Genomic DNA, 14,305 nt, shown 5'->3' with positions numbered 1-14,305 from the left:
GTCGGCGGCGATGCGGGCGTACTCGGCTTCGCCGCGGCCGCGCGCGCCGTAGCCGCCCAGGATGTTCACGGCCTGCGGCGTCAGGCCCACATGGCCCATCACCGGGATGCCGCGCGCGGACAGGTAGGCTACGGCCGGCGCCATGCTCTGGCCGCCTTCCAGCTTGACCGCGGCCGCGCCGGTTTCCTTCAAGATCCGCGCGGCGGAGCGGAAGGCCTGTTCAGGGCTTTCTTCATAGCTGCCAAAGGGCATGTCGATGACGATCAGCGCGCGCCGCGAGCCGCGCACCACAGCGGCCCCATGCGCGATCATCATGTCCAGTGTGACGGGCACGGTGGTAGGTAGTCCGTAGATCGTCTGCGCCAGGCTGTCGCCCACCAGCAGCGCGTCGCAATGCGGGTCCAGCAGCTCGGCCATGCGCGCGGTGTAGGCCGTCAGCATCACCAGCGGCTCCTGGCGCTTGCGCGCCCGGAATGCGGGCACGCTCAGGCGGGGTGGGCTGCTGCCAGCCGCGGCGGCGTTCAGGGTGGCGGTCGTAGACATCGAAATCCTTCCTATCCAGGGGTTAAGTGCTTGAATCGGGACATTGCGATACCCGCATCGTAGCGGAAGGCCGTGGAGGCAGGTCTCGCGCCTAGCGCGGCGCGCGGTCCCGCAGGCTAATCTTTGCGGCAAAACGTAATCGAAATTTCTGGCGCGCTTTGCGCCGTGCACTGTGGAAACCGCGCGCAATTAATTTGGGGACGTTTTGAAGATCCCTCAAAAGGGTTACATCTCCAAGAGTTCTTTCGCTTTTTCAGGGGGGGCGCCTGCGTAGAATTCGCCGCTTACAAGGTTATTTCGCGGCTTCCGCGCAACATCGCTCATGCCTAGTCCCGGGCTTATTCCACGCTTGCTGCGTTCGCGTCCGCTGACCAAGAGCCTGCGCTACGTCTATCGCTACACCCGCCCAGCCGAATACCGGCACAACGAAACCCTCTGGCCTTTCGTGGCCGTGCGGCGCGATGCGCAAGAGCGGCTGACCGGCTGCGAACTGCGCGGCGTGCAGGGCCCCGCCACGACGCCGATGGAAAAGCTGCCGCGCGGCATCGGCGCGGATGCCCATCTGATACTCAGCGGTCCTTCGGTTGCGCAGATCGACTATGCGCGCTGCCGGCTGGACGTGGCGATGGGCGTCAACGGCTCGATCGCGCTGCGGCGCCAGCATCCGTCCCTGCGTTTCGACTACTACGCGATGCTGGATGCGGGTTTCGTCAACCGCAGGCGCGACTTGGTGGCGGAAGTGCTGGCCCAGGATCTGACGCTGTTCGTCACGCCCGAGGTCTATCGCTGGATCGGCTTCCTGTTCGACCGCCGTTCCGTGCGCTGTCGCATCGCGCTGTTCGAAGAGGTGCACCAGCGCGCGCTGCAACCGCGCGCCCGCCCCGAGGAACTGGAAGCGCGGCTGGCCGCCGATCCCGGACTGGTGCTGTTCGACGCCCGCAATCCGGTGCATGCACACGGCTTCAGCCTGGATCCGACGCGCGGACTATTCGGCGGCGGCACGGTCGCCTATACGGGCTTGCAGCTGCTAGCGTGGCTGGGCGCGAAAACCATCTACCTGCACGGCCTGGATCTGACGGCCTCGGCGGGACCCCGATTCTATGAAAGCGCGGCATCGCAGCTGTCCACCGCGCTGGACCGGCAATTCTCAGGACATATCGAACCCGCGTTCCGGCAAGCCAGCCGGCTGCTCGGCGAGCGCGGGGTCAAGGTCTACAACCTGTCTCCCGCCAGCCGGCTGGGGGGCGACGTGTTCGAGAAGCGCGACTGGAGCTGCCTGCTGCCCGTGCAGCCGATTTCGAGTGTGACCCCATGAAGATTCTGTACACCAATTTCCACCAAGGCGATGGCGGCGGCCACACCACGTATGTCATGTCGCTGGCGCGCATCCTGTGCGAGAAGTCGCAGGTGACCGTGGCGGCCCCCGCCAGCAGCCGCCTGCTGGCCGAGGCCGCCGCCCTGCCCGGCGTGCGCACGCTGGCCCTGGAGTTCAAGAGCCGTCCGCTGCAGCAGTTGCGTGCGCTGCGCCAGTTGCGGGCCCTGCTGCGCGATCAGCAGTTCGACGTGATCCACGCCAACGGTTCCGCCGACCATCGCCTGTGCATGCTGGCGACTGTGGGCATGGGCGCGCGGCGCCCTTTCATGGTCTACACCCAGCACACCGACCGCAGCGCCAACAGCCTGGGCGCGCGGGTGCGCGCCAAATGGGGTACCAACCGCGTCATCTGCGTGTGCAGCCACACGTTCCGCCGCATGAAGCAGTCGGTCTTCCGCAACGAGGACCTGCGGGTGGTGCATAACGGCGTGGATACGGAGAAATGCAGCCCGGCCTCGCGGCGCGACACGGCGCAGGCGCGCGACAGCCTGCTGCCCGAGGGCATGCAGGGCCGGCTGGTCATCGGCAGCAACGCCGGCACCGCGGTCTACAAGAACTGGCTGGACATGGTGACCGCCGTGTCCATGCTGCCCGAGAGTCAGCGGCGGCAGGTGGTGGTGCTGATCGCCGGCAAGCTGCCGGACGCGGAGCAGATGCAGCGCGTCATCGAGCTGGGCATGTCGGATCAGGTGGTGTTCACCGGGCTGCTGGACGACGTCGGCCCCTTTCTGTCGGCGTTGGACGTGGGCTTCGTGCTGTCGTCCAAGCTGGAGACGATTTCCTTCGCCTGCCGCGAGATGATGGCGGCGGGCAAACCTGTCATCGTGAGCGCGGTGGGCGGGCTGCCCGAAAACGTCACCGACGGCCGCGACGGCTGGGTGGTGCCGCCGGCCTCGGTGGACAGCATCGTGCAGGCGCTGTCGCAGATCCTGGAGAACCGCGAAGCCTTGCGCGTGATGGGCGCCGAGGCGCGCAGTACGGCGCTGCGGGAGTTTTCGCTGACCACGTTCGTCGGCAAGACCGAGCGCGTCTACCGCGAAAGCCGGGCGCAACCGGCCTGACGGCCGCGCCCGGTTTCCACCGTTACTCGCTGTACGTCTTGGTGCTGTACAGGCTGACGGGCAGCAGGTTCAGCGCCGGCAGTCCGCTGACCGGATCTTTCGCCTGCTTGTCGATGTAGGCCTGGAGCACGTCGGCGTCCAGCACGCCGATGTCCTGCCGGCGCGAGGCGGGCACGTTGGCCAGGGTCTTGTAGCCGTCGCCGCCCGTGGCGTTGAAACTCAGCACGAACAGCTTGTAGCTGCGGCTCGCGTCCAGCGGCAGCCAGTTGCCGCTGGCATGGTCCCGCACTTCGATGTTGGACACGCGGCTGCCCTGGGCCTGGGCCGCATTCACGTCCCAGCGCAGGCCGCCGGCATAGGGATAGGGGCCGGTGGAGCCGCCCGCGCCATATACGGCCTGCATGCCGTCTTCCAGCATGCTCTTGACCTCGGAGCCCGTTACGTCCAGCCGCCAGAGCATATTGCCGAACGGCACGACTTCGATCACATTGGCCGCCGTTACGTTGCCCAGCAGTGGCACGCGCACGCCGCCGCCGCTTTGCAGCGAGATGTCGGCGCCGCCATAGCTGGCGTTGGCGACGTCCAGATACGCCTGTGCCACCAGTTGCTGGATGTCGCCGCCGCGCAGGCTGACGCTGCCCAGGGTGTTGCAAGCGGCGCTGGAGCGGCTGTAGTCGCGCGAACCGGGACCGCCGGGAACGCGGCGGGAGCACAGTTCTTGCGGCACCGACGCGACCAGGCTGCGGCTGAACACGTCGACCTTGGCCTTGAACGGCTGAAGCACGGCCGTGGCTTGCGCGTCCGGCGCCTGCATGCGCAGGAAGCCGCTGGCCTGCACGTCCGCCTGGATCGCGGCTTCGTCCGCGGCCGAGGGCGCGGCGCCGGCCACCTTCAGGGGGCCGTCCATCAGCACGTGCGGCGTGCCGGCGCAGGCCGTGACGTCGCCGTTGGCGTCGAAACTCACCTTCAGCTCGCCGACCACCTGCGAATATTCCCAGGCCTGCACCAGGCAGACTCGCTTGCCGTCCTTGTCTTGCAGCACCGTGGGATAGGCGCCCGCGGGCGAGCCCACGCCATAGTCCGCCATGGAGGCGGGGCCCAGCAGCGTGTGCGAGTCGCCGCCGACCACCACGTCCACGCCGCTCAGCTGCGCGATCACCTGCTTGTCATAGTCGTAGCCGATGTGGCTCATCACCACGATCTTGTTCACGCCCTGCGCGCGCAGCGCGTCGATCTGCTGCTGCGCCGCTGCGGTCTCATCCGAGAATACGGTGCCGACGTCAGGGCTGGAGGACTGCTGGGTCTTGGCGGCGATGGTCAGGCCGACCAGGCCGATGTCCTGGCCGTCACGCTTGAGGACCACGGCGGGCTTGACCATGTCGGGGGCGCGCGACGGATTCAACGCCGAACCCGCGGCGAACGTGACGTTGGCGCTCAGCACGGGCGTCTGGCAGGCGCCTGCGTGCAGCAGTTCGATAAAGCGCTTCAAGCCGCTGTCGCCCTTGTCGAACTCGTGGTTGCCCAGGGTCATGGCGTCGAAGCAAACGGTGTTCATCATCGCCGCGTCGGCCTCGCCAGGCTCACCGGCGCGGTTGAAATACAGCGTGCCGGTGGTGGCGTCGCCCGCGTGCAGCTTGAGCACGTTGGCGGACTGCGACGCCAGCGCGTTGATCGCGCCGGTCACTCTAGGGAAGCCGCCGGTGTCGGCGTTTACGGCCACGCGCGAGCCGGAAGCGGTCTTGAGCTTCAGGTCCTTTTTCTTGCTGTCCAGGTTGGAATGATGATCGTTGATGTGCAGGATCGTCAGTTCCATCGGCCGGCCAGGGACCGGCTGTTCGGGCTGCTCGACGGGCTTGTCGTCATCGTCGTCGCCGCCGCCGCAGCCGGCCAAAAGCGCCAGGGCGCTCAGCATGGCCGCGCCCGCGTTCCTCTTCCACGTGTTCATTCGCGTGTATCCCTCTGTCATTGGAGGGCGAATGGTCGCGGGTCAAGATGACGCCGAAATGAATGACAGTGTTGTCATATGGCGTGCGACGTGTCGCACGTCTGTCATGCAAGCCCGCATGCAAGCGCAACGGGCCCGGCGCTTGCGGCGCCGGGCCCGTTGTTGCCGCAAGGTTTGCGCTTAGTAGTGGATGACCGTGCGGATCGACTTGCCGTCGTGCATCAGGTCGAAGGCTTCGTTGATGCGCTCCAGCGGCAGCGTGTGCGTCACGAACGGGTCGAGGTCGATCTTGCCGCTCATGGCGTCTTCGACCATGCCCGGCAGCTGGGTGCGGCCCTTGACGCCGCCGAACGCCGAGCCGCGCCAGACGCGGCCGGTGACCAGCTGGAATGGACGGGTGCTGATTTCCTGGCCGGCGCCGGCCACGCCGATGATGATGCTCTCGCCCCAGCCCTTGTGGCAGCATTCCAGCGCGGCACGCATCACGTGCACGTTGCCGATGCATTCGAACGAGAAGTCCACGCCGCCGTCGGTCATTTCGACGATGACGTCCTGAATCGGCTTGTCGTGGTCCTTGGGGTTGACGCAGTCGGTGGCGCCCATGGCGCTGGCCAGCACGAACTTGTTGGGGTTGGTGTCCACGGCGATGATGCGGCCGGCCTTGGCCTGCACCGCGCCCTGGATCACGGCCAAACCGATGCCGCCCAGGCCGAACACGGCGACGGTGTCGCCTTCCTTGACCTTGGCGGTGTTGTGCACGGCGCCCAGGCCGGTGGTGACGCCGCAGCCCAGCAGGCAGACCTTTTCATGCGGGGCGGCGGGGTTGATCTTAGCCAGCGAGATCTCGTTGACCACCGTGTACTCGCTGAAGGTCGAGCAGCCCATGTAGTGGTAGAGCGGCTTGCCTTCGTAGCTGAAGCGCGAGGTGCCGTCCGGCATGACGCCTTTGCCCTGGGTGGCGCGCACCTTCTGGCACAGGTTGGTCTTGCCGGACAGGCAGAACTTGCATTCGCGGCATTCGGCCGTGTAGAGCGGAATGACGTGGTCGCCCGGTTTGAGCGAGGTCACGCCTTCGCCGACTTCGACCACGACGCCGGCGCCTTCATGGCCCAGCACCGCGGGGAACAGGCCTTCAGGGTCGTCGCCGCTGAGGGTGAAGGCGTCGGTGTGGCAGACGCCGGTGTGGGTGATCTTGACCAGCACCTCGCCGCGCTGCGGCGGCGCGACGTCGATTTCAACGATTTCCAGCGGCTTGCCGGGTCCGAATGCGACTGCTGCGCGTGATTTCATAACTAGGGCTCCACGAATGTCAGATGGCGTTATTTCAAGTAGGAACGGACCAGGCGCATCAAGAGGTCGATTTCCGCTTCGGGTTCGATCCTGGGATCCTGGCGTCCGCCCTGGGCGGATTGGAGGAAGGTTTCACGCAGATGGCTTTCCAGCACTTCGGCCATCAGGCCGGTGGCGGCGCCGCGCAAGGCGGCCAGCTGCTGCAGCAGCGCGCCGCATTCCGTGCCTTCGTTCACGGCCCGTTCCAGCGCCAGCGCCTGGCCCTGGATGCGGCGCAAGCGGGTCACGACGCGCTTTTTTTCTTCCGGGGAGTGCGGCACGGCAGGCTCCGATAAATACAGGGGGGGAGTATAGGGAATCTGGCGGCTCCCGTCTACCAACATACTCCGGCGTGGCGGTCCATGCCTAGGCCCGCAAGCGCTTGCCGCTTGCGCGGCGCCGCGGCGCAAGCCATCTTTACCTGTCTATACTAGGCGCTGTCCGCTACCGGCCGCCCCGCGCCGCACTACAGGATTTCCCGTGGCCTCGAACCCCCCCAAATTGCCCATGCAAGCCAATGCTCCCCCTGCTCCGCTCTATGCGCAGGTCAAGCAGATGATCGCGCAGCAGATCCGTAGCGGCGCATGGCCGGAACACTACCGGGTGCCCTCGGAAAGCGAACTGGTCGATGAACTGGGGTTCAGCCGCATGACCATCAACCGCGCCCTGCGCGAGCTGACGGCCGAGGGGCTGCTGGTCCGCATGCAGGGCGTGGGCACCTTCGTGGCCCAGCCCAAGGCGCGTTCGGCGCTGTTTGCCGTCAACAACATTGCCGACGAGATCGCGGCGCGCAAGCATCGCCACCATAGCCGCGTGGTCCGGCTGGCGGAGGAGCCCGCGGGCGCCGAGCAGGCGCTGGCGCTGGACCTCCGCGCCGGGCAGCCGGTGTATCACTCGATCATCGTCCACTATGAAGACGACGTGCCGATCCAGCTCGAGGACCGCTATGTGAACGTGCGCCTGGCGCCGGATTATCTCAAGCAGGATTTCACGCAAAGCACGCCGTACGAATACCTGACGCGCGTGGCGCCGCTGAGCGAGGGCGAGCATGTGGTCGAAGCGATCCTGGCCAAGCCGCGCGAATGCCAGCTGCTGCAGATCGAGCGCGATGAGCCCTGTCTGCTGATCAGCCGCCGCACCTGGTCCGGCGACCATGCCGTTACCCTGGCCCGTTTGATTCACCCTGGTTCCCGGCATCGCCTGGAAGGCAAGTTCACCTCATGAAGCAAGCCGAAGTCCATCTTTACCGCGCCGCCGACTACCCGCGCATGCCATGGCGCAACGGCGGCGGCACCACGCAGGAAGTCGCCTGCAATCCGGGCGGCAGCACTGCCGAGTTCGACTGGCGCCTGTCCATTGCCGACGTGTCCCAGGACGGGGGGTTCTCGGCCTTCAAGGGCTATCAACGCATCATCACCGTGCTGGAGGGTCAGGGCATCCAGCTCACCGTGGACGGCAGCGAGCAGGCGCCGCTTGGGCCGCGCCAGGCCTATGCCTTCGCGGGCGATGCGCCGGTGCAGTGCCGCCTGCTGGGCGGACCGATACGCGACTTCAACCTGATCTATGTGCCCGCGCGCTGGCATGCCCGGCTGCAATGGGTGGCCGGCGCCGGACCGTGGACCTTCCACAGCGCCGCGCGCAATCTGCTGGTGCTGACGGCGGGCGGCGCGCTCACGGTGCGCATCAACGGCGCGCCGCATGCGCTGCCGTCGCGCTACGACTGCCTGCATGCCGAGTCTGCCGACGGCCTGGCCGAGTACCAGCTGCAAGCCGAAGAGCCGATGGACGCCTGCGTGATCGAACTGTTGCCGCGCAACGCCTGATCCCGCCGCCGCCATACGGCGGCCGTACTCCGCTATTTCCAGCAAAGCCGGGACTGAGAACCCGGCTTTTCATTGCGGGTAATCCCTGATAAAAATTCGACTCCTGCTAGCTTGTATATACAAGCATAGGCATCCTATGATGAGGGCATGCGCAGCGTCCGTATCGGGCGCGCAGCCGAACCGATCAAGGAGAGCCTCTTGGACAATTCGAACCGATACCGCGATGTGGTCATCCGCGCGCCCCGCGGCAAGCAACTGAACGCCAAGAGCTGGCTGACCGAAGCCCCCTTGCGCATGCTCATGAACAATCTGGACCCCGACGTGGCCGAGAACCCCAAGGAACTGGTGGTCTACGGCGGCATCGGCCGTGCGGCCCGCGACTGGGACTGCTACGACAAGATCGTCGAGTCGCTCAAGAACCTGAACGAGGACGAAACCCTGCTGGTGCAGTCGGGCAAGCCCGTGGGCGTCTTCAAGACCCACGCCAACGCGCCGCGCGTGCTGATCGCCAACTCCAACCTGGTGCCGCATTGGGCCACCTGGGAACACTTCAACGAACTGGACGCCAAGGGCCTGGCCATGTACGGCCAGATGACCGCGGGCAGCTGGATCTACATCGGCAGCCAGGGCATCGTGCAGGGCACCTACGAAACGTTCGTCGAAGCGGGCCGCCAACACTACGACGGCAACCTCAAGGGCCGCTGGGTGTTGACCGCGGGCCTGGGCGGCATGGGCGGCGCGCAGCCGCTGGCGGCCACGCTGGCTGGCGCCTGCTCGCTGAACATCGAATGCCAGCAGGCCAGCATCGACTTCCGCTTGCGCACCCGCTACGTGGACGAGCAGGCCCGCGACCTGGACGACGCGCTGGCGCGCATCGCCAAGTACACGCAGGAAGGCCGCGCCGTCTCCATCGCCCTGTGCGGCAATGCCGCCGAAGTGCTGCCCGAGCTGGTGCGGCGCGGCGTGCGCCCCGACATGGTCACGGACCAGACCAGCGCGCACGATCCGCTGAACGGCTATCTGCCGGCGGGTTGGACCTGGCAGGACTACCGCGCCCGCGCCAAGCGCGAACCGGCCGCCGTCATCAAGGCCGCCAAGCAATCGATGGCCGTGCATGTGCAGGCCATGCTGGCGTTCCAGCGCCAGGGCATCCCCACCTTCGACTACGGCAACAACATCCGCCAGATGGCCAAGGAAGAAGGCGTGGCGGACGCGTTCGACTTTCCGGGTTTCGTGCCGGCCTACATCCGGCCGCTGTTCTGCCGCGGCGTGGGCCCGTTCCGCTGGGCCGCGCTGTCGGGCGATCCGCAAGACATCTACAAGACCGACGCCAAGGTCAAGGAGCTGATCCCCGACGACGCGCACCTGCACCGCTGGCTGGACATGGCGCGCGAGCGCATCAGCTTCCAGGGGCTGCCGGCGCGCATCTGCTGGGTGGGCCTGGGCCAGCGCGCCAAGCTCGGCCTGGCGTTCAACGAAATGGTCCGCACGGGCGAGCTGTCGGCGCCCATCGTCATTGGCCGCGATCACCTGGATTCCGGTTCCGTCGCCAGCCCCAACCGCGAAACCGAATCCATGCGCGACGGCTCGGACGCGGTGTCCGACTGGCCGCTGCTGAATGCGCTGCTGAACACCGCCAGCGGCGCCACCTGGGTGTCGCTGCATCATGGCGGCGGCGTGGGCATGGGCTTCTCGCAACATGCCGGCATGGTGATCGTATGTGACGGCACGGACGAGGCCGCCGAGCGGATCGCCCGCGTCCTGACCAATGATCCGGGCACGGGTGTCATGCGGCACGCCGACGCAGGCTACGAGACGGCCATCGAATGCGCCAGGGAGCAGGGCTTGAACCTGCCCATGCTGGCGGGCAAGCGCTGATACGAATGCCCATCCCAGCGGGCTGCCGCAGCGCCCGCTGCCGTCCACCCGCCATGACCGAGACAACACGATGACTCAGGACAGCCAGGCAGCAAGAGGGCCGCTCATGGAGCGGCGCTCGATCGATTTCATTCCCGAAGAGGAACGCCACGGCAAACTCTACAGCCAGTTCACGCTGTGGATGGGCGCCAATCTGCAGATCACCGCCATCATCACCGGGGCGCTGGCCGTGGTGCTGGGCGGAGACGTGTTCTGGTCGCTGATCGGGCTGTTCGTCGGACAGCTGTTCGGCGGCGCGGTCATGGCGCTGCATGCGGCCCAGGGCCCCAAGCTGGGGCTGCCGCAGATGATCTCCAGTCGGGTGCAGTTCGGCGTCTACGGCGCGGCGATCCCCATCGTGCTGGTGTGCCTGATGTACCTGGGATTCACGGCCACGGGCACGGTGCTGTCGGGACAGGCCTTGGGCCAGTTGTTCGGCGTGAGCGATACCGCCGGCATCCTGATCTTCGCGGCGGTGATCGTGGCGGCGACGCTGTTCGGCTACCGCATGATCCACATCATCGGGCGCATCGCGACCGTGCTGGGCATCATCGCCTTCTTTTACCTGTTCAGCCGGGTGATCGCACTGGGCGACGTGGGCCAGCTGCTGCAGATCCGCCATTTCACATGGAGCTCGTTCCTGCTGGCGGTGTCGCTGGCGGCATCGTGGCAGATCGCCTACGGTCCCTATGTGGCGGATTACTCGCGCTACCTGCCGAGCCGGACCTCGTCCTTCAAGACCTTCCTGGCGGTGGGTCTGGGGTCCGTGCTGGGCGCGCAGATCGCCATGGTGCTGGGCGTGCTGGCCGCGGCCATGGCGGCCGGCCAGTTCGCCGGGCGCGAGGTTGCCTACATCGTGGGACTGGGTGGCACGGGAACCATGGCGGCGTTGCTGTATTTCACCATCGCCTTCGGCAAGGTCACGATCTCCACGCTGAACTCCTACGGCAGCTTCATGTGCATCGCGACCATCGCCAGCGGCTTTCGCGGGCATGTGGAGATTTCCCGCCGGCAGCGCGTGCTGCTGGTGCTGGTCATCGTCGCCGCGGCCACGGCCGTGGCGTTGATCGGGCAGCATTCCTTCCTGAACGCGTTCAAGTCCTTCATCCTGTTCCTGCTGGCGTTCTTCGTGCCATGGAGCGCGGTCAACCTGGTGGACTACTACTTCGTGAGCCGCGGGCAATACCACGTAGAGGCGCTGTCGGATCCTGACGGCCGCTACGGCCGCTGGAACTGGCCGGGCATCCTGGTCTACCTGTTCGGGGTGTTGGTGCAGATGCCCTTCATTTCGACCAAGCTCTACACTGGTCCGATGGTCGAGCGCCTGGGCGGGGTGGATATCTCGTGGATCATCGGACTGGTCGTGCCCAGCATCCTGTATTACCTGTTCGCGCGCCGGGAAGCCCCGCCGCAACATCGCGGCGCCGCCCGCGCGCCGATATCGACCCCCACGCCATGACGCCGCAACGTGCCTAGGAGAGCCACAATGGAATTGCATCTGAAACCTGGCCGCATGACGCTGGCCGACCTGCGGCGCGTCTACCAGCAGCCGGCGCGCGTGACGCTGGACCCGGCAGCGGCCGGATCGATCGAGGCCAGCGTGGCCTGCGTCGAGCGCATCATCGCCGAAGGCCGCACGGCCTATGGCATCAATACCGGATTCGGCCTGCTGGCCACCACCCGGATCGCCCGCGAGGACTTGGAGTCCTTGCAGAGTTCGCTGGTGCTGTCGCACGCGGCCGGGGTGGGCGAGGCGCTGGACGACGCGATGGTGCGGCTGATCATGGTGCTGAAGATCAACAGCCTGGCGCGGGGCTATTCGGGCATCCGCCGCAAAGTCATCGACGCGTTGATCGCGTTGGTCAATGCCGAGGTCTATCCGCACATTCCGTTGAAGGGATCGGTGGGCGCGTCGGGCGACCTTGCACCGCTGGCGCACATGTCCCTGCTGTTGCTGGGCGAGAGCAAGGCGCGCCACCGTGGCGCTTGGCTGCCTGCGCGCGAGGCGCTGGCCCAGGCGGGACTGGAGCCTCTGACGCTGGCGGCCAAGGAAGGCCTGGCGCTGCTCAACGGCACCCAGGTTTCGACTGCCTATGCGCTGCGCGGCCTGTTCGAGGCCGAGGACCTGTTGGCGGCTGCGCTGGTCTGCGGCAGCCTCAGCGTGGAAGCCATGCTGGCCTCGCGCGCGCCGTTCGACGCCCGCATCCACGCCGCGCGCGGCCAGCCGGGCCAGATCGACGTGGCTGCCGTGTATCGCTACCTGCTGACCGAGGACAGCGAGGTCGGCCATTCGCACGCCAACTGCGACAAGGTGCAGGATCCCTATTCGCTGCGTTGCCAGCCGCAGGTGATGGGAGCCTGCCTGACGCAGATACGCCATGTGGCGCAGGTGCTGGAGATCGAGTCCAACGCGGTCTCCGACAATCCGCTGGTGTTCGCGGAGCAGGGAGACGTGGTTTCGGGCGGCAACTTCCATGCCGAACCGGTGGCGCTGGTGGCCGACAACCTGGCGCTGGCGCTGGCCGAGATCGGCGCGCTGTCGGAACGCCGCATCTCGCTGATGATGGACAAGCACATGTCGCAACTGCCGCCGTTCCTGGTGAGCAACGGCGGCGTGAACTCTGGCTTCATGATCGCCCAGGTGACTGCGGCGGCGCTGGCCAGCGACAACAAGGCGCTGGCGCACCCGGCCAGCGTGGACAGCCTGCCGACCTCGGCCAACCAGGAAGACCATGTGTCCATGGCGCCCAATGCCGGCAAGCGGCTCTGGCCCATGGCCGAGAATGTGCGCGACATCCTGGCGATCGAGTGGCTCGGCGCCTGCCAGGGCCTGGATTTCCGCCAGGGCCTGAAGACCGCGCCCAAGCTCGAGCGCGCCCGCGCCTTGTTGCGCGAGAAAGTGGCGCACTACGAGCGGGACCGGTTCTTCGCGCCCGATATCGAGGCGGCCAGCCAGCTCATCGCGGCGCGGGGACTGACGGCGCTGGTGCCGGCAGGCCTGCTGCCCAGTCTTTGAAGCCGGCGCGCAACAGGAGCAAACCCATGAGACAGGTCTGGCGCAATTGCCACGCGGCCACCATGGCCCACGGGCAGTATTCCGTGATTGAACGGGCCGCCGTCGTGACGCGGGAGGATCGTATCGAGTGGATCGGTCCCGAAGCGCAATTGCCGCCGGCCGAGGCCGCGCGCGAGCACGATCTGGGCGGCGCCTGGCTTACGCCCGGTCTGATCGATTGCCACACCCATCTGGTATTCGGCGGCAACCGCAGCCAGGAGTTCGAGCAGCGCCTGCAAGGAGTGGATTATTCGACCATCGCCGCGCAAGGCGGCGGCATCGCCAGCACCGTGCGTGCCACCCGCGCCGCCAGCGAAGACGAGCTCTACGCCAGTGCGCGGCAGCGGGCTCTGCACCTGATGCGCGACGGCGTGACCACGCTGGAGGTGAAGTCCGGCTACGGCCTGGACCTGCCCAACGAGCGCAAGATGCTCAGAGTGGCGCGGCGCCTGGGCCACACGCTGCCGCTGACCATCAGCGCGACCTGTCTGGCAGCGCATGCGCTGCCGCCGGAATACGCGGGGCGCGCGGACGACTACATCGACGAAGTCGCGCGCCGCATGCTGCCGGTGCTGGCGGCCGAGGGCCTGATCGATGCGGTGGATGCGTTCTGCGAGCATCTGGCATTTACGCCGGAACAGGTCGAACGGGTGTTCCAGGCCGCGCGCGAGCTGGGTCTGCCCGCTAAGCTGCATGCCGAACAGTTGTCGCCGCTGCACGGCGCGACGCTGGCCGCGCGCTATGGCGCCTGGTCGGCGGACCACCTGGAACACCTGACCGAAAGCGATGTGCTGGCGATGGCGCGGGCCGGCACGGTGGCGGTGCTGCTGCCAGGGGCGTTCTACGCCCTGCGCGAGACCAAGCTTCCCCCTATTGACCTGTTGCGCCGCCATGGCGTGCCCATCGCCATCTCCAGCGACCTGAATCCCGGCACTTCGCCCGTGCTGTCGCTACGGCTGATGTTGAGCATGGCCTGCACGCTGTTCCGGTTGACGCCCGAAGAGGCGCTGGCCGGGGCGACCACGCACGCGGCGAAGGCGCTGGGTCTGCAGGCCACGCATGGCACGCTGGAAGCGGGCAAGTACGCGGACTTCGTCGCCTGGGAAGTGCAGCACCCATCCGAGCTGGCCTACTGGATAGGCGGCGACCTGCCCAAGCGGGTGGTCCGGCACGGTGCGCTGGTCGACGCCGCAACGCTGGCCTGACACAGGCAGATCCGGACAGGATCGCGCCCGCAACGGACGGCTTGAGCCGGTC

At 66.9% G+C, this 14,305-nt stretch carries 12 protein-coding genes; 8 read left to right on the top strand and 4 right to left on the bottom strand.

Annotated elements, in window-relative coordinates:
• Window positions 1–543 (bottom strand): 3-methyl-2-oxobutanoate hydroxymethyltransferase (locus tag WBB14_RS30700; RefSeq protein WP_424243113.1); only part of this gene is annotated, 543 nt, incomplete at its 3' end.
• Between the two features lie 322 nt (window positions 544–865).
• On the opposite strand from WBB14_RS30700, the gene WBB14_RS30695 reads away from it, so the two are divergent.
• Window positions 866–1,858, top strand: coding sequence for a hypothetical protein (locus WBB14_RS30695; protein WP_424243112.1), 993 nt, complete (start codon window positions 866–868; stop codon window positions 1,856–1,858).
• On the top strand, window positions 1,855–2,979 hold the full coding sequence (locus WBB14_RS30690; protein WP_424243111.1) for a glycosyltransferase family 4 protein: 1,125 nt from the start codon (window positions 1,855–1,857) through the stop codon (window positions 2,977–2,979). The genes WBB14_RS30695 and WBB14_RS30690 overlap by 4 nt, the downstream gene beginning before the upstream one ends.
• Before the next feature lie 22 nt (window positions 2,980–3,001).
• Here the strand turns inward: WBB14_RS30690 and WBB14_RS30685 are convergent, their stop codons facing one another.
• From WBB14_RS30685 to WBB14_RS30675, 3 genes are all read right to left on the bottom strand, one after another.
• On the bottom strand, window positions 3,002–4,924 hold the full coding sequence (locus WBB14_RS30685) for a bifunctional metallophosphatase/5'-nucleotidase (RefSeq protein ID WP_424243110.1): 1,923 nt from the start codon (window positions 4,922–4,924) through the stop codon (window positions 3,002–3,004).
• A gap of 180 nt (window positions 4,925–5,104) precedes the next feature.
• Window positions 5,105–6,214 carry an S-(hydroxymethyl)glutathione dehydrogenase/class III alcohol dehydrogenase gene (locus tag WBB14_RS30680; protein WP_332011726.1) on the bottom strand — a complete coding sequence of 370 codons (1,110 nt, stop codon included), beginning with the start codon at window positions 6,212–6,214 and terminating at the stop codon, window positions 5,105–5,107.
• A gap of 29 nt (window positions 6,215–6,243) precedes the next feature.
• The gene (locus tag WBB14_RS30675; protein WP_424243109.1) at window positions 6,244–6,534 is read right to left on the bottom strand and encodes a metal-sensing transcriptional repressor; all 291 of its coding nucleotides are present in this window, start codon (window positions 6,532–6,534) and stop codon (window positions 6,244–6,246) included.
• Between the two features lie 199 nt (window positions 6,535–6,733).
• Here WBB14_RS30675 and hutC point away from each other — a divergent pair, with 199 nt between their 5' ends.
• The 6 genes from hutC to hutI all read left to right on the top strand — a co-directional run bounded on the left by hutC (window position 6,734) and on the right by hutI (window position 14,253).
• Window positions 6,734–7,477 carry a histidine utilization repressor gene (gene hutC / locus WBB14_RS30670; protein WP_424243108.1) on the top strand — a complete coding sequence of 248 codons (744 nt, stop codon included), beginning with the start codon at window positions 6,734–6,736 and terminating at the stop codon, window positions 7,475–7,477.
• Window positions 7,474–8,076 (top strand): HutD family protein, encoded by a 603-nt coding sequence (locus WBB14_RS30665; RefSeq protein ID WP_424243107.1) that lies wholly within the window; start codon window positions 7,474–7,476, stop codon window positions 8,074–8,076. The genes hutC and WBB14_RS30665 overlap by 4 nt, the downstream gene beginning before the upstream one ends.
• Window positions 8,077–8,274: 198 nt before the next feature.
• Window positions 8,275–9,954: a urocanate hydratase gene (gene hutU, locus WBB14_RS30660; RefSeq protein WP_424243106.1), complete on the top strand. Its 1,680-nt coding sequence runs from the start codon at window positions 8,275–8,277 to the stop codon at window positions 9,952–9,954.
• Window positions 9,955–10,024: 70 nt separating this feature from the next.
• Window positions 10,025–11,452, top strand: coding sequence for a purine-cytosine permease family protein (locus tag WBB14_RS30655; protein WP_424243105.1), 1,428 nt, complete (start codon window positions 10,025–10,027; stop codon window positions 11,450–11,452).
• Between the two features lie 27 nt (window positions 11,453–11,479).
• Window positions 11,480–13,009: a histidine ammonia-lyase gene (gene hutH / locus WBB14_RS30650; RefSeq protein ID WP_424243104.1), complete on the top strand. Its 1,530-nt coding sequence runs from the start codon at window positions 11,480–11,482 to the stop codon at window positions 13,007–13,009.
• 26 nt (window positions 13,010–13,035) lie between these two features.
• Window positions 13,036–14,253 carry an imidazolonepropionase gene (hutI, locus tag WBB14_RS30645; RefSeq protein WP_424243103.1) on the top strand — a complete coding sequence of 406 codons (1,218 nt, stop codon included), beginning with the start codon at window positions 13,036–13,038 and terminating at the stop codon, window positions 14,251–14,253.
• Window positions 14,254–14,305: the final 52 nt, after the last annotated feature.

The organism is Achromobacter sp. (genome assembly GCF_049647645.1).
In the GTDB taxonomy this organism is placed as follows: domain Bacteria; phylum Pseudomonadota; class Gammaproteobacteria; order Burkholderiales; family Burkholderiaceae_B; genus Achromobacter.
This window is presented reverse-complemented; position numbering and strand designations above follow the sequence as displayed.